General features: G+C 68.2%; 19 protein-coding genes. 8 read left to right on the top strand and 11 right to left on the bottom strand.

All coding sequences use genetic code 11. From position 1 onward, the window contains the following. Positions 1-7: 7 nt before the first annotated feature. Positions 8-1,045, bottom strand: coding sequence for a Gfo/Idh/MocA family protein (locus BMZ79_RS18715; protein WP_177222204.1), 1,038 nt, complete (start codon positions 1,043-1,045; stop codon positions 8-10). Positions 1,046-1,299: 254 nt separating this feature from the next. On the opposite strand from BMZ79_RS18715, the gene BMZ79_RS18710 reads away from it, so the two are divergent. Continuing rightward, on the top strand, positions 1,300-2,841 hold the full coding sequence (locus BMZ79_RS18710; RefSeq protein ID WP_090642416.1) for a copper amine oxidase N-terminal domain-containing protein: 1,542 nt from the start codon (positions 1,300-1,302) through the stop codon (positions 2,839-2,841). Between the two features lie 85 nt (positions 2,842-2,926). Here BMZ79_RS18710 and BMZ79_RS18705 read toward each other — a convergent pair whose 3' ends face one another. The 3 genes from BMZ79_RS18705 to BMZ79_RS18695 all read right to left on the bottom strand — a co-directional run bounded on the left by BMZ79_RS18705 (position 2,927) and on the right by BMZ79_RS18695 (position 5,817). Further along, on the bottom strand, positions 2,927-3,325 hold the full coding sequence (locus BMZ79_RS18705; protein ID WP_090642414.1) for a VOC family protein: 399 nt from the start codon (positions 3,323-3,325) through the stop codon (positions 2,927-2,929). A 53-nt stretch (positions 3,326-3,378) separates the two neighbouring features. Next, a complete protein-coding gene (locus BMZ79_RS18700; protein ID WP_090642413.1) occupies positions 3,379-3,951 on the bottom strand; it encodes a GNAT family N-acetyltransferase in 573 nt (190 codons plus the stop codon). Positions 3,952-4,065: 114 nt separating this feature from the next. After that, complete coding sequence (locus BMZ79_RS18695) at positions 4,066-5,817, bottom strand: DEAD/DEAH box helicase (RefSeq protein WP_090642411.1); 1,752 nt, start codon at positions 5,815-5,817, stop codon at positions 4,066-4,068. A 211-nt stretch (positions 5,818-6,028) separates the two neighbouring features. Here BMZ79_RS18695 and BMZ79_RS18690 point away from each other — a divergent pair, with 211 nt between their 5' ends. The 3 genes from BMZ79_RS18690 to BMZ79_RS18680 are packed head-to-tail and all read left to right on the top strand — an operon-like array spanning position 6,029 to position 8,307. Beyond that, positions 6,029-6,400 carry a hypothetical protein gene (locus BMZ79_RS18690; RefSeq protein WP_090642410.1) on the top strand — a complete coding sequence of 124 codons (372 nt, stop codon included), beginning with the start codon at positions 6,029-6,031 and terminating at the stop codon, positions 6,398-6,400. A 30-nt stretch (positions 6,401-6,430) separates the two neighbouring features. Next, positions 6,431-7,672, top strand: a complete 1,242-nt coding sequence (locus BMZ79_RS18685) for an FAD:protein FMN transferase (protein WP_090642409.1) — start codon at positions 6,431-6,433, stop codon at positions 7,670-7,672. A 17-nt stretch (positions 7,673-7,689) separates the two neighbouring features. Next, a complete protein-coding gene (locus tag BMZ79_RS18680) occupies positions 7,690-8,307 on the top strand; it encodes a ferric reductase-like transmembrane domain-containing protein (RefSeq protein WP_090642407.1) in 618 nt (205 codons plus the stop codon). 81 nt (positions 8,308-8,388) lie between these two features. Here BMZ79_RS18680 and BMZ79_RS18675 read toward each other — a convergent pair whose 3' ends face one another. After that, complete coding sequence (locus BMZ79_RS18675) at positions 8,389-9,507, bottom strand: nitric oxide synthase oxygenase (RefSeq protein WP_090642406.1); 1,119 nt, start codon at positions 9,505-9,507, stop codon at positions 8,389-8,391. Between the two features lie 186 nt (positions 9,508-9,693). On the opposite strand from BMZ79_RS18675, the gene BMZ79_RS18670 reads away from it, so the two are divergent. Then, positions 9,694-10,743, top strand: coding sequence for an NADH:flavin oxidoreductase/NADH oxidase (locus tag BMZ79_RS18670; protein WP_090642404.1), 1,050 nt, complete (start codon positions 9,694-9,696; stop codon positions 10,741-10,743). Positions 10,744-10,894: 151 nt separating this feature from the next. On the opposite strand, the gene BMZ79_RS18665 is transcribed toward BMZ79_RS18670, so the two are convergent. Further along, a complete protein-coding gene (locus BMZ79_RS18665; protein WP_090642403.1) occupies positions 10,895-11,872 on the bottom strand; it encodes a helix-turn-helix transcriptional regulator in 978 nt (325 codons plus the stop codon). A gap of 243 nt (positions 11,873-12,115) precedes the next feature. On the opposite strand from BMZ79_RS18665, the gene BMZ79_RS18660 reads away from it, so the two are divergent. Together BMZ79_RS18660 and BMZ79_RS18650 are read left to right on the top strand one after the other, a co-directional pair. After that, complete coding sequence (locus tag BMZ79_RS18660) at positions 12,116-13,000, top strand: SDR family oxidoreductase (protein ID WP_371263743.1); 885 nt, start codon at positions 12,116-12,118, stop codon at positions 12,998-13,000. Between the two features lie 400 nt (positions 13,001-13,400). Beyond that, positions 13,401-14,261, top strand: a complete 861-nt coding sequence (locus tag BMZ79_RS18650) for a hypothetical protein (RefSeq protein WP_090642398.1) — start codon at positions 13,401-13,403, stop codon at positions 14,259-14,261. 196 nt (positions 14,262-14,457) lie between these two features. Here BMZ79_RS18650 and BMZ79_RS18645 read toward each other — a convergent pair whose 3' ends face one another. The 3 genes from BMZ79_RS18645 to BMZ79_RS18635 form a co-directional block, all read right to left on the bottom strand. Continuing rightward, on the bottom strand, positions 14,458-14,865 hold the full coding sequence (locus tag BMZ79_RS18645) for a VOC family protein (RefSeq protein ID WP_090642397.1): 408 nt from the start codon (positions 14,863-14,865) through the stop codon (positions 14,458-14,460). 88 nt (positions 14,866-14,953) lie between these two features. Further along, positions 14,954-16,957, bottom strand: a complete 2,004-nt coding sequence (locus tag BMZ79_RS18640) for an elongation factor G (protein WP_090642395.1) — start codon at positions 16,955-16,957, stop codon at positions 14,954-14,956. Then, positions 16,941-17,453, bottom strand: a complete 513-nt coding sequence (locus tag BMZ79_RS18635) for a metallophosphoesterase family protein (protein ID WP_090642394.1) — start codon at positions 17,451-17,453, stop codon at positions 16,941-16,943. The genes BMZ79_RS18640 and BMZ79_RS18635 overlap by 17 nt, the downstream gene beginning before the upstream one ends. A 241-nt stretch (positions 17,454-17,694) precedes the next feature. On the opposite strand from BMZ79_RS18635, the gene BMZ79_RS18630 reads away from it, so the two are divergent. Then, complete coding sequence (locus tag BMZ79_RS18630) at positions 17,695-18,159, top strand: GNAT family N-acetyltransferase (protein WP_177222203.1); 465 nt, start codon at positions 17,695-17,697, stop codon at positions 18,157-18,159. 44 nt (positions 18,160-18,203) lie between these two features. Here BMZ79_RS18630 and BMZ79_RS35170 read toward each other — a convergent pair whose 3' ends face one another. Continuing rightward, complete coding sequence (locus BMZ79_RS35170) at positions 18,204-20,753, bottom strand: helicase C-terminal domain-containing protein (protein WP_256252830.1); 2,550 nt, start codon at positions 20,751-20,753, stop codon at positions 18,204-18,206. A 94-nt stretch (positions 20,754-20,847) separates the two neighbouring features. Beyond that, positions 20,848-24,573, bottom strand: coding sequence for a response regulator (locus BMZ79_RS18615; RefSeq protein WP_177222202.1), 3,726 nt, complete (start codon positions 24,571-24,573; stop codon positions 20,848-20,850). Positions 24,574-24,598: the final 25 nt, after the last annotated feature.

Here is a 24,598-nt window from a genome sequence, read left to right as displayed (position 1 = left end):
CTTCCGGTCACGCTCCTTGTTCGGCCGCCGGCTCGAAATGGCCGGCGTCCAGCAATTGGATAAACGCATTGTCGGTCACGCCCGCGAGGGGCAGCTCCACCCGCGCGTGGCGCCGGACCGATTCGTAGCACGCATAGATGATCTCGCTCGCGCGGAGCGCCTTCCGGTACGACAGCTCGGGCTCGCGGCCCGCTTCGAGGCTCGAGACGACGTCGTCGACGACCCCGATCATTTGGGCGGCTTCGTCGGCCTCCGGCACTTCGGGCTTCCACGCCGGGTCGTCATAGACCCGCGCTTCGCCGATGCGGCCGTCCCAGTCCACCTCGACGAAGCCTTCGCTGCCCACCAGCCGGACGCCGGTGTGCATATCCTGGTCCGGTCCGCCGGTCTGCAGGACGGCGCGGACGCCGTTCGCGAACACGAGCGTGCCGACCGCCATGCTTTCCGCGCGCACGCTGAACCAATTCAGCGGGTTCGTGCCGTCCACCGCGCCGAGCACCCATTTGACGCCGGTCTCTCCGTTGAAGCTCAGCGCCTGGTCGAACGTGTGGGTCCCGCAATCCAGCAAATTCGGCGGCGAATAGAGATCCATCCGCAGCAGCTTGCCGATCCGTCCTTCCCTCAGCCACTCCCGGACGAGCCGGTTCCCCGCCGCGAAGCGGCGCTGGTGGCAGAACGTCAGCTGGCAGCCCGACGCCTCGGCGAGGCGCGCCATCTCCAGACAGTCGCCCCAGTTCGGCGCCATCGGCTTCTCGGAATGCACGGCCCGGACGCCCGCCGCCGCGCATGCGCGGAACATCGGCAGGTGCAGCGGCGTCCACAGGCACGAGATGACGATGTCCGGCTTCTCCGCGGCCAGCATGGCCGCGTAGTCCGTATGGACGGCGGCTTCCCCGAACGCGAACTCCGCCTTGAACGACTCCGCCGCCTCGAGACTCAGGTCCGATACGGCGACCACCCGGCAGCGGCCGTCCGCCCGCAGCGCCTCGGCATGGCGCTTCGCCCGGTTGCCGCAGCCGATGAATGCAACGCGATACTTGTCCACGATCACACCCTCCTCCGCCTACATAGCCTTAGCCTACCACAAGCGCGCGGGGGACGGGGATAGACAATCGTACGAGAAATGGCGGGCGATCGTTCACGATTCGGACCGCGGGAATCCCGGCTAGCCCGGGCATTCCCGGGGATTCCCCAACAACCGCCAAAATTAAAGATCTTTCATGCCGGCAGGATGTAACTTCCTGACCGAGAATGTAGTCTTATGACAAAAAGGGATCAGAGGCCCAGGGAGGGTATCGCGTGAGCTTCAATCGACTACGGACGGCGGCTTTGGCCGTCCTGCTGGCCTTCGGGACCGCGGCATCTGCCGGCCCGGTCGCGGACGCCGCGGCGACGCGGAGCGCCGTGGACGCGGACGAGGAAGTCGCGGCCGTGCCGGCGGCGCCGGCGCTGCCCGCCTTCGGCATCGCGGCGGGCGACGTCGCGGCCGTGCATTTTCACCAGGCCGACCAGCGCTACCTGCCGCTGTTCGCCTCGCGCGAGGCGGACCATGACGCCATCGCCAAGACCGCCTCGGTCGTCAACCGCCTGATCGGCAAGGCGGAGCTGACGAAGGAACGGCTGGAGGGCGAGGAGCATTTCTTCGCCGTCGGCGCGGACATCGACCTGGCCGGGGAGACGGATCTGTCGCTCGAATTCAAAGACCGGCAGCACGTGCTGCTCTACTACGGGCCGGACGTCTATCTGGCGGCCGACAACGCCGCGATGGATGACCTCGCGACGCTGATGGCGCTGCCGCCCCGCTCGACGATCAGCACGCTGGAGCCCGCGATCGGCGAGACGCTCGCGATCCGCGGCAGCGACGGGTTCGGGCAGTCCGGCATCGTCAACGTGTTCGTCGAGACGCCCGGCGCCTCCGGCGGCTACACGACGGCGAAGGGGATGTATTTTCCGTCCAAACGGGCGCTGCTCGTCTATTCGGGACCGATGCGCGAGGCGCGCTACGCGCTGACGTTCGTCATGCCGGCCTACGGCGAAACGATCGACGGCGCCTTCAAGCCGGTGCCGCCGGGCGAATACAGCCTCGATCTCGTCACCGACGCCGGCAACCCGTCGTTCCCCGTGCGCGTCGCCGCGCCCGCCGGGCCGCAGCTCGCGATCAACGGCGTACCCGCCGGCCGGACGGCGCTCGCGCCGGTCGTCTCGAACGGCGCCATGTTGCTGCCGATGCGGGCGCTGGCGGAGGCGTTTGGCTGGCGCGTGACGTGGGACGCGGCGCATAAAGCGGCGATGATCGCCTCGCAGCCGAAGCCGCCGGCGGTCAACCCGAGCGGCGCCGGCGAGCTGTCGCTCTGGGTCAACGGCAAGCGGCTGGCCGGCGCGAACGCCAAGCCCGTCCTCGTGAAGGGCAGCGTCTACCTGCCGCTGCGCGCGACGGCCGACGCCCTCGGGCTCGGCCTCACCTGGACGCCGGCCGTGAACGGCGCGCTGCTGACCTTCAAGCCGGCGCCGCTCCAAGAAAGCGCGTACGCGGGCGACCCGCGGAAGCTCGCCGCCGTCAAGGTCCTGAACGGCTACGTCGAGGCGCTGAACGCCCGGAACGGCGCGGCGCTCGAGAAGCTGTTCGCCAAGGACGCCCTGCCGGCGCCGGACTTCGGCGCCATCGGGCAGCGGTTCATTACGGGCATCCGCGCCGTGACGTTCCAAAACCGGCCGGGCGGCGCGCTGCTCGCCGACGTGACGTTCGGCTACCTGTTCGACCCGCGGGGCAACCGGACCGGCGGCGCCGGCCTCGTGCTGACGCAGGAGGACGGCGCGTGGAGGATCGCGGACGTGGATTGAGCGCGGGCAGGCGCCCGGAACGCATGCGAAAGAGGCTCGCGGACGCCGTATGCGTCCGCGAGCCTCTTTGCGCGAAAGGCAGGGCTTATTGCCCGCCCGGCGCCGTCGCGATCTGCCACCGCACGCCGAACGGATCGGTCAGCCGGCCGAACAGGCTGCCCCAGAACATCCGCTCGAACGGCATGAGCACCCGGCCGCCTTCGGCCAGCCGGTCGAACGCCTGGCGCGCGGCGTCCTCGGTCTCGAATTCCAGCGTCAGGTCCAGGCCGTTGCCGCGCTCGACGGGCCCGGCGTCCGCGAGGAAGAACGTCACGCCCGCCGCCTGCAAGACCAGATGCATGACGCGGTCGCGATCCTCCGGCCGGTTGCCCGGCATGTCGGCGAACGTCTGCAGGCTCACGATTTCGCCGTCAAGCGCCCGCGCGTAAAATCCCGCCTGCTCGCGGGCATTGGCGCTGTAGAGATAGGGGGTTATCTTGGCCATTTGAATCGCTCCTTTAAGGTGGATGGGGGATTGCGCCCGTTGACCGGAAGGCATCACGGCTCGCGGCGAATCCAGAACCGCCGGACGACGTTCCCGTGCGCCTCGGTGAACTCGGAATCGAACCGGCCGCCGTTCGCGAGAATCGTGCGTTCCGAGCCGTCGTTGCCGCGGTCGCAAATGACGAGCACCTCGCCGAGCCCGAGCCGGTCGGTGACCGCCAGCGCCTGGGCGAGCATCGCTTTGGCGTAGCCCTTCCGCCGCTGCGACGGCGCGACCCCGTACCCGATATGCCCGCCGCTCTCCGCCAGCTTGCGGTTCAGCCGGTGCCGGATGTTGGCGGCGCCGACGATGCGGCCGGCCCCGTCCTGCAGCCAGTAGGTCGAATGCGGCACCCAGCCTTCCTCCACCCGCGCCTCCTCCGACGCTTCCAGCAGAAACCGGACATACGCCGGAAAGTCCGACGGGTCCCGCTCCACGACCCACGGCACGATGTCCTCCCCGCTGTCGATCCATTCCCGGTAAAAGTCCATGTACGCCGCCCGCAGTTCGACCGCCGGCTGTACGAGACGCACGTCTCCTCCGCCGGGAACGGCCGCTTCGGCGTTCGGCTTGCCGTCGCTATCCATATCCGCCACTCCTTTCGTTCGCCCGATCGTTCGTCTCCGCCCGGCTTGTCCCGGGCGAGAAAAAAGGCAAGGCATCAGATCGTGCGCTGCTGCCTTGCCTCGTCTTGCCGCTGTCTATCGCGTACGGCCTCGCTGGGCGCGCCCGCCCGCGTTCGGCTTGCCGCCCGGGCGACCGCCCGGACGGCCGGCGGGCGCGCCGCCGGAGGCGGGACGACCGCCGCCGCGGTTCTTGTCGCCGCTGCCGGGGAACGCCGGCGCGCCGGCTCCGCCGCGGCCCGCTCCGCGCGGCGCCGCCGCGCCGCGGGCGCGCGATTCGCCGCCGCTCCGCGCGCCCGGCTCCGCGTCGCGCCCGGCCCGGCCGCGCGGGGCCGCCGCCCCGCGGCCGCCCTTGGCGCCGCCGCCGGCTTCGCCCGCCGGCGTGCTGTAGCGCCCGCGGCCGCGCGGCGATTCCGCGCGCGAGGCGCCCCATTGCGGCGCCTCGTCCGTGCCGGCGCCGCGCTTGGCCGCGGCCGCGTACGCGCCGCCGGCCGATCTGCCGCCGCCCGCGGCGGAACGTCCCCCGCTCCGGCCGCCCTGTCCGGCGCGAGCGCCCTCCGCGCCGCGGCCGCCTTGCCCGCCGCGTCCGGCAGCGCCGCCGGCGGATGCGCCGCGGCGGCCTCCGCGAGGGCCTTCCGCGCGGCTCCCGCGGGCGCCGTCCGAACGGCCCTCGCCCGGCCGATCGCCCGCCGCGCGCGCTTGGCGCGCGGGCGCGCCGCCCGCGCGGCCTTCCCGCGGGATCGACATCCGGATGCCCTTCTCGATGGCGGCCAGCTCCAGCCGGTCGTGCGGCGACACGAGCGTGATCGCCAGCCCGTCCTCGCCCGCGCGGCCCGTGCGGCCGATGCGGTGGATATAGCTTTCCGCGTTGTCCGGAATGTCGAAGTTGAACACGTGCGTCACGCCTTCGACGTCAAGGCCGCGGGCCGCCACGTCCGTAGCCACCAGCAGGTGCACCTTCGCGTTGCGGAACCGCTTCATGACCTGCTCGCGCTTCGCCTGCGACAGATCGCCGTGCAGCTCCTGGCTGTTGAAGCCGTTCTCCTGCAAATATTCGTTGACCTCGCTCGCCCGCTTCTTCGTCCGGCAGAAAATCACGCCGAGAAACGGGTTATGTTCCTCCAGCAGCCGCTTCAGCTGCTCCTTCTTGTCGCGGGCGCCCGTTTCGACCGTCAGCTGGCGAATGCCCTCGACCGTCACCTGCGGCGCGCGCACCGTGATGTCCTTCGGCTCGATCATGATCCGCGCCGCCAGCGAGCGGACGCCGGCCGGCATCGTCGCCGAGAACAGCATCGTCTGCTTGCGGTACGGCATCTGCGTCAGAATTTCCTCGACCTCGGTCAGGAAGCCCATGTGCAGCATCTGATCCGCCTCGTCCAGGACGAGCATGCGCACCCCGCCCAGCTTGACCGTGCCCCGGCGGATATGGTCGAGCAGCCGCCCCGGCGTCGCCACGACGATATGGACCCCCTGCTTCAGCTTGCGCAGCTGCGACTCCACGTCCTGCCCGCCGTACACCGCGAGCACGCTGAGCCCGTCCCCGTCCGCGAGCCGCTTCTTCAGCTCCGTCGTGATCTGCAGCGCCAGCTCGCGCGTCGGCGTCAGAATCAAGCCCTGCACGTCGTCCTTGTCCGCCCGCGCCTTCTCCAGCATCGGGAGCAGGAACGCCAGCGTCTTCCCCGTGCCCGTCTGCGCCTGGCAAATGACGTCGCCGCCCTGCAAAATAACGGGAATCGCGCTTTCCTGGATCGGCGTCGCTTCCGTGATGCCTTCGTTCCGGAGCGACTGCGCCCTTGCCTGCGCGATGCCCAATTGTTCAAAACCTGCCACTAGTTCCACCTCATTTATTAATCGAAAACCGACCCGTCTCTCAACCGGTATTCCTATCCTACCACATTCCGGCGGCGCTCATGTACCGAATGTTCCCTTTACGCGCCGGGAAAGGAAATTTTCCGCTTAAGCCTCCGCTTCAAATCTCCTTCATATACCCCCGCTATAATCGGGAGCAAGCGGATGATCCGCCCGAAAGGAGGCTGGTCCCATGAAGGCCGCGAAGTGGCTGAAGTGGAAAATCGGCGCGGCGTGCGCCGTGCTGCTCGTGCTCGTCTTTCAAGTCGTCCGCTCCAGCCCGCAGTTCCAGCAGGCGCTCGACCGGCAAGCGGCCGCGAAAGGCGCCGGACCCGACGACCTGCAGGCGCAAGCCGACGACGGCGATGCCGTCATGCGCGAATGGCAGGGTCAGGCAGAGACGCCTTCGGGCGACGAAGCCTGGCAGGATCAAGCCCGCGGAGGCCGGCGCTTCGGCCGGCACGGCGGGCACGGCGGGCAGGAGAGCCGGGACGGCTCGGGCGCCATGGACGCGCGGCCGCCGCAAAGCGGAGGCGGCTCCGACACGCGCACGAGCCGATCGTAATTCGCGCCGAACGGCGGAAAGGAGCTTCGCATGAGCAACGTCCTTCATCCCTCGGCGACGGCCGAACGACCGGCGTTCACGCTGCGCTTCCGCGCCATGAATACCGCGATTTCGTGCACGTTGCCCTGCGGCGGCGGCGAGGAACGCGAGCGGTTGGCGCAGGACGCGACGTCCTGGTTCCGGTACGTCGAGGAGCGGTTCAGCCGCTTCCGCCCGGCCAGCGAGCTCGTCCGCCTGAACGAACGCGCCGGCGCGGACTGCTTCGTGTCCGCCGCCATGCTGGAGGTGCTGCGGCTCGCGGAAGCGTACCGGAAGCTGACGAACGGCGCATTCGATCCGTTCATCCTGCCCGCGCTGGAACGCAGCGGCTACGACCGGTCGTTCGACGAGCTGGCCGCGCGGGAAGTCCGCTCGCCCGCGGAATCCGGCCGCGGCGCATCCGCGCATCCTGCCTACGTACCCGTTAACGCACCCGTTGATCTTCCCTCATCCCTGCGAACCATCGACATTCAACCCTCTATGCGGGCCGTCCGGCTGCCCCGCGGCGCGTCCATCGATCTGGGCGGCATCGTCAAAAGCTGGGCGGTCAAACGGCTGGCCGACTGGCTGCGCCGCGCGCGCGGCGCGGCGTACGGCATCGTCAACGCCGGCGGCGACCTGGCCGTCTGGGGACGCGAAGCCGCCGCTGCGGCTTCGGGCGGCGAGCGGCCCGGCGCTGCCGGAGCCGCGCCGGAGCTTGGCGGCGCCTCGGCCTCGGCCGCTGCTCCGTCCGCGCATGGCGGCGCGCTTGCCGCGCCCTTGGGCCCGCGGGCCGATGCCCGCGGCGCCCAAGCCTCCGGCCGCTTGCCACGCCCTTGGCGCATCGGCATCGAGCATCCGTGGGAGCCCGGCCGCGACATCGGCCGGCTGCTCCTCGGCGAAGGCGCCTCGGCCACGTCCGGCACGCTCGGCCGCCGGTGGACCGCCGCCGGCGGCGACCGCCATCACTTGATTAATCCCGCGACGATGGCGCCGTCGGACAGCGACGTCGCGCAGTGCACGGCGTCCGGCGACGACCCCGTCGCCTGCGAGATTTGGGCGAAGACGCTGTGCATCCTCGGCACCGAAGCCGGCCTCGGCCTGCTCGCCCGGACGGGAGCGCCGGTCGAGGCGCTGCTCTTCACCCGCGGCCGGGAGCTCGTCTTCTACGGCGACCCCGCGTCGCTCGGAACGCGCTGGACCGGCCTGCCGGCCGTGCGTCTCGTGCCCGCCGTTAAGCGGATATTCACGTAATCGAAGGAGGGAGCCATATGGCGGACCTGCTGCTTCGACTGCCCACCTGGTTCATGATCCGGGCTGCCGGCATCGCGTCCTTCTGCCTGATCACGATCGGCATGGCGATCGGCATCTCGCACAATTTCGGGTTCTGGCCGCGCGGCTCCAAGCGGCGCCTCTACCGGCTGCACGCCTTCTTCACCGTCGCCGGCACGGCCGTCGGCCTGCTGCACGGATCGGTCACGGTCATCGACACGTATACGCCGTACTCCTGGTTCGGCCTGCTCGTGCCGTTCGGCTCCTCCTACGAGCCGGCCTTAAGCGGGCTCGGCACGCTGAGCGGCTACGGCCTGCTGCTCGTCATCCTGACGACGGACCTGCGGAACAAGCTGAAGCGCCCGGTATGGCTCGCGTTACATCTGCTGTCCTACCCGGTCTTCTTCCTCGCGCTCGTTCACGGCTTCTTCCTCGGCAGCGACAGCGGCGCGCCGGCCCTGCGGCTGGTCTACGGCTTCGCCTTCGTGCTGCTGCTCGGCCTGACCGCCGTCCGCGGTTCCATGAACAAATCCGCCAAGGACGCGGAACCGCAGGTCGCCATCATCCCCCCGCCGGCCAAACGTTCCGCGCTGCGCGACCATGCGCCGCGCCCTTGAACCGGATTGCGCGATCGCAATAAGGGACGGAGCCGTGGCTCCGTCCCTTATTGCGATCGCTGATCGTTACGCCAGCGATATTCAGCCCCCGTAAGGCGTCGGCTGATAAAAATAATTCGGCTTGTTCTCCGTATCCTCGTACCGCGCATGGAAGATGCCCGTCGTCGCCGGCGACAGCGGCGGCACGAGCCACGACCAGCGGCCCGTCGGCACGCGGCCCCGCTGCCGCTCCTTCTCCGCGAACAGCGCGAACTGCCGGCTCGCCGTATGGTGATCGACGATCGTCACGCCCCGCGCCTTGAACGAATGCAGCACCGCCACGTTCATTTCCACGAGCGCCCGGTCCCGCCATAAGGTCGACTCTCTGGCCGTATCCAGCCCCATGAGCGCCGCCAGCTTCGGCAGCAGGTCGTAGCGGAACGGATCGGCCAAATTGCGGGCGCCGATCTCGGTGCCCATGTACCAGCCGTTGAACGGCGCCGCCGTGTAGTGCAGGCCGCCGATCTCGAGCCGCATATTGGAGACGAACGGCACGGCGTACCATTTCAGCCCGAGCGCCGCGAACGCCGGCAGGTCCGGGTGAACGAGCGGCACCTCGAGCACGAGGTCCTTCGGCAGCTCGAACCAGCGCGGCCCTCGGCCGTCCGCCTCGACGACGAGCGGCAGCACGTCGAACGGCGTGCCGGTCCCTCGCCAACCGAGCGCTTCGCACGCTTCCGTCAAGTCCGCCGAGACCGGATCCCCGACGACGGTGCCGTCCGTCTGCCTGTAGCCGGCGTACCGGATCAGCTGCTCGTTCCAGATCCGGACGCGCGGCCGTTCCGCCCGGGTCGTCGGCGCGAAGACCGTGATCGTCGGCCGGATCTTGCCGCCGTTGGTGGCGTAGCCGATATGGCGGAACAAGGCCTCGGCCATCTCTTCTTCCGTGCCGGCCGCGCGCGCGTCCTGCACGACGAGCGAATCCCAGAACAGCCGCCCGATGCAGCGGTTGCTGTTGCGCCAGGCGAGCTTCGCTCCATATGCCAGCTCGTCGGCCGTATGGACGTACGCGCCCGTCGCTTCCAATTCGTCCTTGATGTGCGCCAGCCTGGCGTCGGTCGTGTCTTGGGGGACGCCCAGCTCGGCGCCGTACTGGCGGATGAAGCGTTCGGCCTCTTGCAGCAGCGCGCCGCAGTCGGCGGCCGTGAGTTGATTTTGCATGGTTGATCCCTGCCCGGTTCCTGATGATGGTTTCATTATAACGGATTCGCCGCGCGATTTCCCGGGTAAGTAGGTTATCAAAATAATTTAACTTTAATTAAGTAAGTATTAGCTATATAATGGCACATAGAGCGGAGCGGTCTGCTCGAAATTTCCAATTCGGACCGAAAGAAGGAGTGACGCCGTTTGACCCGGAACCGGCTTTATACCCCCTATCAGCTGAAAGGCTTGTCCCTGCGCAACCGCATCGTAATGGCTCCCATGTGCCAATACGCGGTCGATGCCAAGGACGGCATTCCGAACGAGTGGCATTACGTGCATTACATCTCCCGCGCCGTCGGCGGCACGGGCCTTATCCTTATAGAGATGACGAACGTCGAACCGGACGGGCGCATCACGGACAACTGCCTCGGCCTCTGGTCGGACGATCATGTCCCGGCTTTCCGCCGCATCGTCTCGGAGGCGCATAAGCACGGCGCCAAGGTCGGCATCCAGATCGCCCACGCCGGCCGCAAGGCGCAGGACGCCGAGCAGCCGGTCGGACCGTCGGACATCCCGTTCGGCGCGGCGTCCCCCGTGCCCCGCGCGCTGAGCACGGACGAAGTCCGCGCCATGGCCGGCAAGTTCAAGGACGCCGCCCGCCGCGCGGTGGAAGCCGGCGTCGACACGATCGAGCTCCACGGGGCGCACGGCTACCTGATCCACCAGTTCCACTCGAAGCTCGTCAATAACCGGCAAGACGCGTACGGCCGGGATCTCGCGCTGTTCGGCAGCGAGGTCGTCCAAGCGGTCAAGAGCGTCATGCCGCCGGATATGCCGCTCATCATGCGCGTGTCCGCCGCGGAATACGCCGAGGGCGGCTACGATCTGGCCGGCGGGTTGGAGATTTTCCGCCGCTACCGCGACGCCGGCGTGGACGTCTTCCACGTCTCGAGCGGCGGCGAAGGCCCGGTCGGCGCTCAAGGCTCCGCGCTGTACGCCGGCTACCAGGTGCCGCTCGCGCGCGGGCTGAAGGCCGCGCTCGGCGTGCCGGTCATCGCCGTCGGCCTGCTCGACGACGCGAAGCTCGCCGACGCGACGCTGGCGCACGGCGACGCCGACCTCGTCGCGGTCGCCCGCGGCATGCTGCGCGACCCGTACTGGGCGCTGCACGCCGTGCAAGCGGTGGCCGCCGGCCGCGAAGCCGCGGCGGATGCCGCCGAGCTCATTCCGCGCCCGTATACGCGCGGCTACTGATTTCGGCGCGATCGCGAAAACGGCCCGACGGGCGAAGCGGACGATTCCGCCTCGCGCGTCGGGCCGTTTTTTTGCGGGATGTTGTCGCCGGTGAGGACTTCGCGGGCCGCGAGACTGCCGTACGGCAGCCATTCCCGACTGCCCCGCGGCGCTATTCCGCGTCCTCCGCGTAGGCTGCCGCGACGGCCCGGGCCTCCTCGGCGACCCGCGCGCGCAGTTCCTGCGGGGCGACCGCCTTAGCCAGACTGCCGTAGCCGAGCAGCACGCCGACCGCCGAGTCGAGCGTATTGAACTCCGCCTCGGCCTCGATCCAGCCCCAGCCGCGGTCGGCATGCCTCCCGACCGTGACGAACCGTTCCCGCCCGAAGCGGCTCCAGGCGCTCGCGGCGACGAGCACCGTCGCGTCGTACCGGGGCAGCCGGTCGCGAAACCGGACGAGCGACGCCTCCCAAGCCGCCGCCAGATCGAATCCTTCCGGCCGCTCGAACGCGTCGTCCGTCATCCGCGCCTCCTCCATGCGCGACACCCGGTACGTCCGGACTTCGTCGTCCGGCTCGGCAAGCGCCATGACGTACCAGATGCCCGACTTGACGACAAGCCCCAGCGGCCGAAGGAGCCTCTCTTTGGCCGCCTCCCCGTCGGACGAGCGGTACATCGCCCGAAGCTTCCTGGCGGCCCAGACCGCTTCCTGCACGACGGCCAGGGACGAGCCGGCGTCGCGCGGGCCGGCATCGTGCCAGCCCGCGCCGTCGACGTGCAGCCGTTCGCGGGCGATCTCCGCGTCGCGGCGGGCCGCCGGCGGCAGCGCCGAGAGCAGCTTGTTCATCGCCGTGCGCGTGCTGCCCGCCAGCCCGAGATCGCGGACGACGTCCGACGCCTGCAGGAAGAGCAGCGACGAGATTTCGCCCGCGGTCATGCCCGTTAACCGGCTGCGGTAGCCCTCCGGCAGCGACCAGCCGCCCCCGTTTCCCCGGTCCGCGTACACCGGGATGCCCGCGACGCTCAGCGCCTGCATGTCCCGGTGAATCGTCCGCTCGGATACCTCGAGCTTCTCCGCGATTTCCTTCGACGATAATTTGCCGTGCGCCTGAAGCAGGCCCAGCACCGCCAATAGCCGATCCGCGCGCATGATGCGCCGCCTCCTATTTGGTCCGATTGAAGCGGCATGCCCGCGTTTGAAGCGATTCCGGCTCCGAGTGCGCACCGCCGATTTCGCTGCGTTCGCCGCTCCTTAAGTGTCTTGTTCCATTCTAGCATGCGAATAAGACAATAGCTGTCATGTTTGAAGGATATACTGATGACGTCGGGTTGATTCCCGGTTACAGGCAAAATGATTATCGGAATCTGTTCAACTTGCGGAGGAGGAATCGTGTTGACGAACGCAAAACCATTGGATGGCCAAATCGCCGTCGTCGCCGGCGCGACGCGGGGCGCGGGGCGGGCGATCGCCGCGATGCTGGGCGCCGCGGGCGCGACCGTCTACGCGACGGGCCGGAGCGTGCGCGGCAACCCGTCCGACATCGGACGGCCGGAGACGATCGAAGAGACGGCGGCGCTCGTGACGGAGCAGGGCGGCCGCGGCATCGCGGCGCGCGTCGACCATACCGTGCCGGAGGAGGTGCAGGCGCTGTTCGCGCGGGTCGCGGAGGAGCAGGACGGCCGGCTCGATATTTTGATCAACGACGTATGGGGCGGCGAATCGCTGACGGAATGGGGGACGCCGTTCTGGGAAGGCTCGCTCGACAAGGCGCTGCTCATGCAGCGGCGGGCGGTGCACTCGCACCTCATCACGAGCTACTACGGCGCGCCGCTCATGGTCCGCCGGGGCTCCGGGCTGATCGTGGAGATCACGGACGGCTTCGACTACCGGTACCGCGGCAATCTGCCGTACAGCCTGGCGAAAACGTCGGTCATCCACCTGGCCGAGGCTCAGGCGGCGGAGCTGCGCCCGCACGGGGTCGCCGCCGTGGTCGTGACGCCGGGCTTTCTGCGCTCCGAGGAGATGCTGGACCACTTCGGCGTGACGGAGGCGAATTGGCGGGACGCGGGCGCCCAGGAAGCGCATTTTCTGCAGTCGGAGACGCCGTTCTTCGTCGGGCGCGGCATCGCGGCGCTGGCGGCGGACCCGAATCTCATGGCCAAAACCGGCCGCATCTTCACCTCGTGGGGCCTGTCCGACGACTACGGCATCGAAGACGTCGACGGACGCCGGCCGCACTGGGGCCGCTATGCGGAGGAGCAGGGGTTTTATAAATGACGGCGGCGGCTTGAACGCGGCCCGGAAGCTTCCATGGCGGAGCTCCCGGGCCGTTCGCGCGGGCGGGCGCTCGTGAACGCCCGCCCGCGCGTTCGCTGCGCGCCGGCAGGGGGCGCGATGCCGAGCGGCGCGTCGGTTCCGGCCTCCGCGGCGGCATCGGCGACGTGCCGACGGTCGACCGGCGAGCCCGTTCAAGCCGCCCTCCGGATCAAGCGCGCCTACCCGCCGTTCACCGGCCAACGGACCTGGAGCGTCAGCCATGCCGCCGTTCCCCCTTGCGCTTCCGGTCCGACGCCCGGCTCGGAACCAAGGCCGCTCCGGTCCGTCCCCGGCATTCGCTTTCCGGCCGAAACATGATAAACTGATGCTAACTATGGCTTTTCGGAAAGGCGGGGTTCGGATGGATTACAAGTTCACGATCGAGCCGGGCGCCTTCAGCGCGTTCGCGGACGAAGAAGCGCTGATCGCGCAGTGCAAGACGTGGGGGCTGCTGTCGGACAAAGCGGTCAAATCGAAACCGTTCGTCTACAAGCGCGGCGGCGCCAGCGTGCCCTGCGCGATCGTCGGGGTCGTCGACTTCATGACCGCGGTCATCGAATTCGAGAACAAGCGGCAGCACCTGATTCACCCTTCGCTGCTGAAGGAAATGCAGGCGGCGAGCTACGGCCAGCGGACGGTCGCCGCCGTCGATCCTTCCGGCGACGGCGAGCCCGCGGAGGCGGCGCAGGCGGAGACGGTGCCTGCCGCGGCCGAGCGCGATGCGGCGGCAAGCGACGGCGCGGAAGCGGCGGGAGACGCTGAGGCAAGCGCCGCCGAGACGGACAGCGCGACGGACGCCGAAGACGTCCCGGCCGCCTCGAATACCGCGGCGGCGAGCGCGGCGGCCGCGCATGCCGCGGACAAGCCTGCCGCCTCGGCGCCGGAGCCCGCGAAGGAGAAGCCCGCCAAGAAACGGACGTCGTCCAAGCCGCAGCTCCCGGAGGAGAAGGTGAAGATGACCGCGGTCGTCAAGGAGTTCACGACGGTGCCGAACCATTTCGCCGAGGAAGACGACGAAGTGATCGTCTACGAGCAGGTGAGCATCGTCGAACCGGAGCTCGAGCTCGGCGACGCTTGGTCGAGCCACAGCAACACGCTCAAGAAGCTCGCGCTGGAGGTCGGCGACACGATCACGTTCGAAGCCAAGGTCGTCGCGAAGAAGCTGACGAAGCATCCCGTCCCGTACAAAATCAACAACCCGAGCAAGCTCGCGAAGGCATGAACGGAGACGCGCAGGCTGCCGGTCGGCGGCACGCCGCTTGTGCCGGCTCCTTATTAACACGCGAGCCGGCCCTGCAGAGCGACAAAGAGGCAGATACGGACGATCCGTCCCGTATCTGCCTCTTTGTTGCGCTTGCCGCGTCGCTGCCGCCGGTCTCCTGGCCGCAGCCACGGGATGCTCCGCCCGCCTATCGCCGCTATGAGGGGCGACAGGTCGGCGGGGCCGACCGCCTCCCCGCCTCAGCGCCCCCGCCCGCGGCATGCGACAAAATATTGACCAGCTTCCCGAACGGGTCGCGCACGTAGAACCGCCGCACGCCCCATGGCTCGTCGACGGGGCCGTACGCCGCCCGGAAGCCGGCCGCCCGCATGCGTTCGAACGCCTCGTCGACGTCGTCCACTTCAATGGACAGATCGGGCACGTCCGTTCCCGATCCGCCCTGCGACGCGACGCTGAGCTGGACGGTCGTCTCGTCCGCCGTGCCGTACGTGGCGATCCAGCCGTGGTCCATCAGCACCTCTAGGCCGAGCACGCCCCCGTAGAAGCGCTCCGCCTCCGCCGGGTCCGCCGCGGCGATGTTCGCCACGATTCGTTTCACCTTCATCCGCCTGGCCTCCTTCGCGCATCGCGGTTAATACCCGATTTCGCGCGCTCCCCGGTCGCCGCCGCTGCCCTCGGCGCCCCGTCCATTGCTACCCGCTCATCGCGTTGCGCACGGACAAAATATACTTCGCCTCGTCCAGCGGATTGACGCCGCGCCGCGCGCGCGAAACGTCGACGTCCGGCGGGCATTCGCGGTAGCCGGCGAAGAACGTCGTCAGCGTGCCGCGCCCTTTCGTCATGGCGCCGAGCCGCGCCGGGAAGTCGAGCGACGTCGCGACGGGCAGCAGCCCCTCCAGCTCCATCCGCTCCTGCCGCAGCACCGGCGCGTCGAACTCGCCGCGCATGACGACGAGCTCGTTCATGATCTTGCCGCCGTATTCCTCCGGCACCGACAGGCGGAAGCGCAGCAGCGGCTCCAGCAGCTTCGTGCCGACGTTCGCCAGGCCGTTCATGATGCCCATCGGCGTGGCGATGACGAAATCGAGCGGATGCGTATGCCAGACGTGATGCTCGCCCTCGACGAGCGTGACGGACAGGTCCGTGACCTCCCAGCCCCGCAGCCCCTGCTGCAGCGCCTCCGGCACGCGCCTTGCCACCTCGTTCTGATAGCTCTCGAGCAGCCGCTCCCCCCGCACGAGCGAATTGTAGACGAGCCCGCTGCCGCGCTCCCCCGGCTCGATGGCGAAGCGCAGGATCGCCCAGCAAGGCTTCGGCGCCAAATACGCGACGAACCCTTCGCCCGCAGTGGCCGGCGTCTCCTTGTAGATGACGGAAGGCGCTCCGAATGTCACCGCCAGCTTGAACCGGGTGAGCAGGAGCGAGGTCAGCACCTCCATCTGGATCGGCCCCATGACCTTCAAATGCAGCTCCCGCTCGTCCTGCAGCCACTGCAGATCGAGCAGCGGATCCTCGTCCGCGAGCTCCTGGAACGCCGCGACCACGGCGGGATAGTCCGCCTCGCTACCCCACTGCACCTGCACGGTGAGCAGCGGCACCGCCAGCCGCTTCTCGCCGGGCACGCCCTCCGGCGAGCCCAGCACGTCGCCGATCCGCGCGCGGCTCAGCCCGTACACCGCGGCGATGTCGCCGGCCGTCAGCACGCCGATATCCTCCGACTTCGCCCCGTGCACGCGGCGGATCTGCGTCACCTTGTCCTGAACGTCGCGCGTGTGGTTGTACACGGCGTCGCGGTTGCGGATCGTGCCTTCGTACAGGCGCACGTACGCGATTTTGCCCATGACGGGGTCCCGCTCCATCTTGAACACGACGCCCGATGCCGGCGCCTCCGCCGAACCCGCGGCCGCGGGCAAATACGTCACGACGGCGTCCATCAGCTCCGTCACGCCGAGACCGCGCCCCGACGCGCCGAAGAGCACCGGGAACAGCGCCGAGCGGCGCGCGCCGTCCGTCAACGCGCGGGCGGCCTCGCCTTCGTCCAGCTCGCCGCTCTCCAGGTACGCCTCGAGCAGCGCTTCGTCCTGTTCCGCCGCCGCCTCCAGCAGCGCCAGCCGCCATGAGGCCGCCCACGGATGGGCCGCAAGCGCCTCCGCTTCCAGCAGATCCACCGACCCGGCGAATTCGCCCTCCGCGCCGACCGGCGCCGCGACCGGCACGGCGGCCGGCGACAGCAGCCGGCGCAGCTCGGCGAGCACGCGGTCCGCGTCCGCGCCGATCCGGTCCATTTTGTTCACGTACAGAATCGTCGGGATGCCCAGTTCCCGCAGCGCCTGCCAGATGATCTCCGTCTGCGCCTGCACGCCCTCCACCGCGGACACCACGAGCACCGCGCCGTCCATCACGCGCAGCGACCGCTCGACCTCGGATAAGAAATCGACGTGCCCCGGCGTATCGACCAGGTTGATCGGCGTCCCGTTCCAGGCGAACCGCGTCACCGCGGCCCGGACCGAGATGCCCCGCTCCCGTTCGACGTCCAGCCAATCCGTCTGCGCCGTCCCGGCGTCCACGCTGCCGAGCGCGCGGATATGGCCGCTTTGGTACAGCATTTGCTCCGTCGTGGTCGTCTTGCCCGCGTCGACGTGGGCGAAAATCCCGACGTTGCGCAGCGTTAAGCTTTCCTCAGCTCTTGTCGTCATAGTAGATATGCTCCGCTTGAAGCAGCCGGCCTCCCGTTATCGTGAATACGCCGAAGGAATACTTCGGCTGCCGGCGCTTATCCGCCGCCGACCCCGGATTGAACATCAGCACCCCGTCCCGCTCGCGCTTCACCGGCACGTGGGAGTGGCCGAACACGACGACGTCGACCGTGCCCGGCGCGAACGACCTGAACGCGTTCGTCTCCGTATCCGCGCGCTTGCCCGTCCCGATATGCCCGTGCACGAGGCCGACGCGGACGCCGCCGAGGGCGAGGATCTTGCGGTGGCCGAACTTCGCGACGATGTCCGCGCCGTCGTTGTTGCCGGCCACGCCGTCCGTCTCCGCGTAGGCGCGCAGCATGTCCCAAACCCCCATCGTCATCCAATCGCCGGCGTGCAGAATCGCGTCCGCGTCCGCGAGCTCCCGGATCAGCCGGTCCGGCAGCTTCTTCGCCATGCGCGTCATATGCGTATCGGATACCACGACGACCTTCATGGTCCGCTCATCTCCTTTACTACCCTCATTATTGGGCAAAACGACCCGCGGTTCAATAGCAACCGATCTCACGGGCAATACCTTACACACACCTTCCGCATAAACCGATCCCACACGGCTTAATCTCCGTACCCGACCTGTTTTATCCGGAAATCCGTTCCCTCAATCCCGATCTTATGTTAGATTATATTACATAATAATGCATTGCCGTTATCCCACACCGGACAAAGGAGCGATCGCGATGCTGCACATTCGCCGTTATTCCACCGCCGACCACGACGACATCTGGCGGCTCCACCTGCTCGTCATTGCCGCCGCGGGCGTCGAGCCGACGCACCTGCATTACCATGATATTTTCCATATCGACGAGCAATACTTGTCGGGCGGGGGCGAGTTTCTCGTCGGCACGAACCGGCAAGGCACGGTCGTCGCGATGGGCGGCCTCAAGAAGCTCGACTTCGAGACCGCCGAGATCAAGCGGCTGCGCGTGCACCCGGACTACCAACGGCGCGGCTACGGGCAGCTGCTGCTGTCCCGGCTGGAGGGAACGGCCGCCGAGCTCGGCTTCCGCCGCCTCTACCTCGACGCGCTGACCAATCAGCACGGCGCCAAGCGGCTGTTCCTGAACAACGGCTACGCCCATCAGGGCGCCTCCGTCATCGACGGCTTCTGGGTCAACGTATACGAGAAATCGCTGCGCGGATAGCCGCCCGCGCCCGCGCGCGGCGCGCCGTCCTGTCGCCCGCCCCGCTATACGATCGTGTAATCCAGCCATTCCTGGGGCAGCAGCCGCTTGTACGGCGTCTGCAGGTAGCGGTCGTCGATCAGCAGCAGGACGCCCCGGTCCCGCTCCGAGCGAATGAGGCGCCCGCCCGCCTGCAGCACCTTGTTCATGCCGGGGTAGAGGAACGCGTAATCGAAGCCGCCCCGTCCCGTGCCGTCGAAGTACGCCTTCATGATATCCCGCTCGAACCCCACCTGGGGCAGCCCGACGCCGACGACGGCGACGCCCGTCAGCCGGTCCCCGACGAGGTCGATCCCCTCCGCGAATATCCCGCCCATGACCGCGAATCCGATCGTCCGCTCCCCGGTCCCGCCTTGAAACGCCGACAGGAACCGTTCCCGTTCCTCCTCCGACATGCGCGAGCCCTGCACGATGACATTCGCGCCGTCCCCCTCCGGCTCTGTCCCGCCGGCTTCCGCGCGCAGCGCCATGAACCGCTCGTACGCGTCGTCCATGTACGCATAGGACGGGAAGAAAAGCAAAAAATTGCCTCGCCGCTCCGCCGTGACGCGGCGGAGCAGCGCGACGACGGCCCCCTTCGTCCGCTCCCGGTCCTGGTACCGGGTGGACAGCGGGCTGACGAGCACGTCCAGCTGCTCGCGCGAGAACGGGGTCGGGATGACGACGGAATAGTCCGCCTCGCCGTCGCCCCCCAGCATGTCCATGTAATAGGGCAGCGGCGTCAGCGTCGCCGAGAAGAACACGGTCGACCGGTAGCCCTTGCCCATCGTCCGCAGCAAATGCGACGGGTCCAGGCAGAACAGCTTGACCCGCACCTCGCTGCGCGCGCATTCGACGTACGTCACGTACCGTTCGTCGTACAGCTTGGCCGCGCGGACGAAGTCCTGGCAGGCGAAATACAGCTCCAGCAGCTCCCGGCCGCCCGGCAGCTCTCCGACCGGGACGCGAGCGCCGCCGCCCGCGTCGCCCGGCGATCCGGAAGCGGCGCCCGCGGAGACGGCTTCGGGCACGCCGCCTCCGGGGCCGTCCGTCTCGGCGGCCCGCTCGTCCGCGGAGGCCTCCGCCGCGCTGCTTACGCCGCCCGCGTCCGACTCCAGCAGGTCGCCCTGCCGCACCGCGCCGGCGCCCGCGGCTTCCCCGGCGCCTGCGAACCCGGCGCCGCCTTGGCCCGCCAGCGCGCGCTCCGCCTCGGCGACGAACGCCTCCGCCAGCGCGACCAGCGCCTCCGGCAGCTCGGCGACCGCCTCCTGCTGCCGCTCGCCGATCCGCTTGCGCTGCGCGAGCAGGTGCTCGTTCACCGCCTTCGCCGCGCGGTGCACGCCGGGAAGCGCGCCCTTCGCCGCCCGCTGCACGCCCAGAAACGCGCTCTTGAACAACTCGGCGGAGTACATGTCCCGCGCCCGGTCGACCAGGTTGTGCGCCTCGTCGACGAGCACCGCCGTCCGCCGCTTCTGCTCGTCGAACATGCGCTTCAGGTTGACGCGCGGATCGAACGCGTGATTGTAGTCGCCGATGATCGCGTCCGCTCCGTACGCCGCGTCGAGCGAGAATTCGAACGGGCATACCCGGTGCTTGCGCGCGTACGCCTCGACGACCTGCCGCGTGATCAGCGTCTCGTTGCCGCGCAGATCGAGCAGCGCCTCGTTGATCCGGTCGTAATAGCCGTCGGCGAACGGGCAATGCTCCTTGCTGCAGCGGACCTCCTCCTGGAAACAGATTTTCTCCTTGGCCGTCAGCGTCACGGATTGGAGCCGCAGCCCCTTCTCCCGCAGCAGGGCGAAGGCGCTCTCCGCCGCGACGCGGGCGCTCGTCTTCGCCGTCAGGTACAGGACGCGCTGCAGCACGCCTTCCCCGATCGCCTTCACCGCGGGGAAGATCGTCGACATCGTCTTGCCGATGCCCGTCGGCGCCTTCGCGAACAGCTTGTGCCCGTCCGCGATGCTCTGGTACACCGCGCCCGCAAGCTTCCGCTGGCCCGAGCGGTACGCCTCGAACGGGAACGGCAGCGCCTTGACGCTGGCGTCCCGGGCTTCGGCGTGCTCCGCCTGCTGCAGCGCGCTGGCGTAATAAGCGCGCAGCATCTCCTCCAAGAAGCGCGCCAGCTCTTCCCGCGTCCACCGCTGCCGGAACCGCCGCTCTTCCTCGCTTTGCACCTGCACGTACGTCAGCTGGACCGTCACGGCCGCCAGCCCGCGGTCCGCCGCGATGATGGCGGCATAACACCGCGCCTGCGCCCAATGAACGGGGTACGTCTCCGCCTCCCCTTCCGGCAGCCGGCCGGAGGTCGACTTGATCTCGTCGACGACGACCTCGCCGTCCTCCGCGAGCAGCCCGTCGCAGCGCCCGTCCACGACGAAGAGGAGATCGTCCATGACGATCTCCTTGCTGACGTACACTTCCCGTTCGTCCCCTTCGCCGTACCCCTTCTGCACGCGCTGATGCGCCTTCGTGCCTTCCGTCAGCGCCGCCGCCGTCCGGAAGCCGGATTCGATGTCGCCGCCGCGGTGCGCGTATTCCACGAGCGCCCGCACCGAGAGCTGGATTTTTGCCTTCATCGCCGTCGCCGCGCCTCCCGCAAGAACGTTCGTTCCCTCCATTGTACCAGCAATCGCGGCCGGGATGAAGCCCCGCGGCCCGCGCCGGCGGCCCTTACGCGTACAGCCACACCTTCAGCAGCGACAGCAGCTTCTCGATGTCGATCGGCTTGCTGATGTAGTCGGAGGCGCCGGCATCCAGGCAGCGCTGGCGGTCCTCCTTCATCGCCTTGGCCGTCAGCGCGATGATCGGCAGCTTCTCGAACCGCGGCATGGCGCGGATCGCCTTCATCGCCTCGTAGCCGTCCATGTCCGGCATCATGATGTCCATCAGGACGAGGTCGAAGTCCGGGTCCTTCTCCAGCAGCTCCAGCGCCTCGCGCCCGCTCTCGGCGAACGAAATCCGCATGTCGTACGATTCCAGCACGTTGGAGAGGGCGAAAATGTTCCGGATGTCGTCCTCGACGAGCAGCAGCCGCTTGCCCTCGAACGCCGTCTCGTTGTTGTAGAGCCGCTCGAGGATTTGCCGGCGGTCCTCCGGCATGTCCGCTTTCACCCGGTGCAGGAACAGCGCCGTCTCGTCGAAGAGCCGTTCCTGCGACTTGACGTTCTTGATGATGATGCTCTCGGCGTATTTCTTGAGCTCCAGCTCCTCGCGCATGTCGAGCTCCTTGCCGGTGTAGATGATGATCGGCAGCTGCTTCAGGCGATCCGACCGCCGGATGCGGTCCAGCAGCTCGAAGCCGGAGATGTCGGTCAAGCCGAGGTCGAGCACCATGCAGTCGAAATGCTCCTTGCCCAGCTCCTCCAGCGCTTCCCGGCCCGTCGACACGGCGGTGATGAGCACGTCGTCGTGCCCGATCAGCTCCACCATGCTGTCGCGCAGGACGATGTCGTCCTCGACGATGAGCAGCCGCTTCAGGTCGCGCGCCATAAACGATTCCACGCGGGAGAGCGCCTGCTCGATGTGCGCCTTGTTCACCGGCTTCTTCAGGAACGCCATCGCTCCCATCGTCAGCCCCTTCTGCGGCTCGTCGACGACGGAGATGACGTGCACCGGAATATGCCGCAGCTCCGAATGCTGCTTCAGCCGCTCCAGGATCGACCAGCCGTCGATGACGGGCACCTGGATGTCGAGCAGAATGCCGTCCGGCTTATACTTGTGCGCGAGCGCCAATCCTTTGTCGCCTTCCAGCGCGATCAGCGCCTTGAACTTGCGCGCCCGGGCCATATCGAGCAAAATGCCGGCGAATCGCTCGTCGTCCTCGATGATGAGCAGCACCCGGTCGCCCGCTCGGATGTCGTCGCGGTCATCCTCCAGCGGGGACGGCGCCAGCAGCTCGGGGCTCGTCCACTCGATGCTCGGCGCGAGCAGCTGCTCCTCCCGGCGGGCCGCCTCCCGGCTCGCTGCCGCTTCGTCCGGCGCGGAAGCGCCGCCGGGGCCGCGCGGCTCCGGCGCGGAACCGGCTTCCGCCGCCGCGGGAAGGCCGGCGGGCGCGGCGTCCTCGTACCGCTCCGGCACGTACAGCGTGAAGACGCTGCCGACGCCCTCCTCGCTCTCGATCGCGATCCGGCCGCCGATCAGGCCGGACAGCTCGCGGCTGATCGTCAGGCCGAGCCCCGTGCCGCCGTATTTGCGGCTCGTCGAGCCGTCGGCCTGCTGGAACGCCTCGAAAATGATCTCCTTCTTCCCGTTCGGAATGCCGATGCCGCTGTCGGCCACGGAGAAGGCGACGACGCCCTCGGCTCCGTGCCCGCCGGGCCAACCTTCGGCCCCTGGCGGAGGCCCCTCCGGCCGGTGCATTCGCAGCGTGACATGGCCCTGATGGGTGAATTTGAAGGCGTTGGAGAGCAGGTTCTTCAAAATCTGCTGCAGCCGGTGGACGTCCGTCTGAATCGCCTCCGGCAGATCGCGCGCGATCTCGACCCGGAACGCGACGCCCTTCTTGCCCGCGAGCGGCTCGTAGCCGCGCTGCAGCGCGTCCCGGATGTCGGCCAGGTAGACCGGGCCGATCTCGATTTTCATTTGTCCGGCTTCCACCTTGGACAAATCGAGGATTTCGTCGATCAGGCGCAGCAGGTCCGTGCCCGAGGAATGGATCGTATTCGCGAATTCCACCTGCTTCGGCAGCAGGTTGCCCTGCTTGTTGTCCGCCAGCATCTGCGAGAGGATCAGCAGGCTGTTGAGCGGCGTGCGGAGCTCATGCGACATGTTGGCCAGAAATTCCGACTTGTAGCGCGACGCCGCCGCGAGATCGTCCGCCTGCCGGGCCAGCGCCGAATTTTGATGCGCGATCTGCTTGTTGAACGCCTCGGCCTGGTGCATCTGGATCTCCAGCCGCTGGGAACGCTTCGCCAGCTCCGAATTGCTCTCCTCGAGCTCTTCCTGCTGGCGCTGCAGCCGCTCCTCCGACCGTTTCAGCGCATCGTTCGACGCCCGCATCTCCTCCTGCTGCGCGAGCAATTGCTCGGACTGCGACTGCAGCTCCTCGGACTGCTGCTGCAGCTCCTCCGTCTGCGCCTGCAGCTCCTCGGCGAGCGTCTGCGACTCCTCCAGCAGCCGGGCGACCTGCATCTGCGCCTTGACGTTGTTGAGCGCGATGCCGACGTTGCCGCGGCTCTGCTCGATCAGCTCCAGGTGCGCCGGCGTGAACGCATGCAGCGACGCGAACTCCGCCACGCCCTCGACCCGGCCTTCGAATTCGATCGGGAAGACGAGGATGCTCTTCGGATCGGAGTCTCCGAGCCCCGTCGTGATCCGGACATGCCGCTCGGGCAGCCCGTCCAGCAGGAACACCCGCTTCTCGAGCGCGCTCTGGCCAACGATGCCTTCTCCGATGGCGAACCGTTCGAGTCCGGCCGGCGAGCCGGACGCGGCGTACGACGCGCTCCGGACCAGCTTGTCGCCCTGCCGGACGTAGAAGACGCCGTAGGCCGCGCCCAGCAGCTCCGCCGTCTTCGCCATGAACGACTGCGAGAGCTCGTTGACATGCGAGACGCCTTGGGTGGATACCGCGATCTCGGCGATGCCGGATTGCAGCAGGCGCGCCCGCTCCTGCGCGTCCAGGAGGTCGTTCGTCGCCTCGCCCAGCTCCCGCACCTCGTCGCGCGTGCGCATGTCGATCCGCCTCACCCTTCGCGCCCCTTCGGAGGCGGCGATGTCGCGGATCGCGTCGATGACCTGCCGGATGTTCCGGACGATCGTGCCGGAGACGACGAGCGAGACGGCGACGACCAGCACGGTCACGATGAGCAGCACGAGGTACAACCCGATCTTGAAGCTCCGGTTCTTCGCGTCGAGGTCATCGATCCGCTGCTGCGTCAGCCCCTTCTCGACCTTCAGGAAATCGGTCAGCTCCAGGCGCAGCGCGTCGATGATTTTTTTGCCGGGATCGAGCCGGAAGAACTGATTCAGCGTCGCCGCATCGCCCGCGTTCTTCGCCGCGATGACGGGCTCGCCGGCGGTTTCGATCCATCGCTCGACGTTCGCGCGGATCTCCTGCAGCTTCGCCTGTTGGCCGGGATTATCCGCGACGAGCCGGTACAGCTCGTTGTACGCCGCCAGCCAGTCCGCGCGGGACGACGCGTACGGCTCCAGGTACGTTTCCTGGCCGGTGAGCGCGTAACCGCGCTGCCCCGTCTCCATATTCAGCATATGGTTCTCGATCTGGTACGCCAAATCGTGCACGGTCATGTCGTGGCCGTTGATGAAGTCGATCTCCCGATCCATCGAGCTCATCCGGCCGTTCAGCACCGCGATGCAGATACCCACGCAGACAAGCACGATCAAATACCCGAGAATGATTTTGGATCTTAACGTAAACCTTGCATGCTTCCACATCCGGTCGTCCCTCCACCATTGTTGA

The organism is Paenibacillus sp. UNC496MF, from assembly GCF_900113915.1.
GTDB classification, from domain to species: Bacteria; Bacillota; Bacilli; order Paenibacillales; family Paenibacillaceae; genus Paenibacillus_Z; species Paenibacillus_Z artemisiicola.
This window is presented reverse-complemented; position numbering and strand designations above follow the sequence as displayed.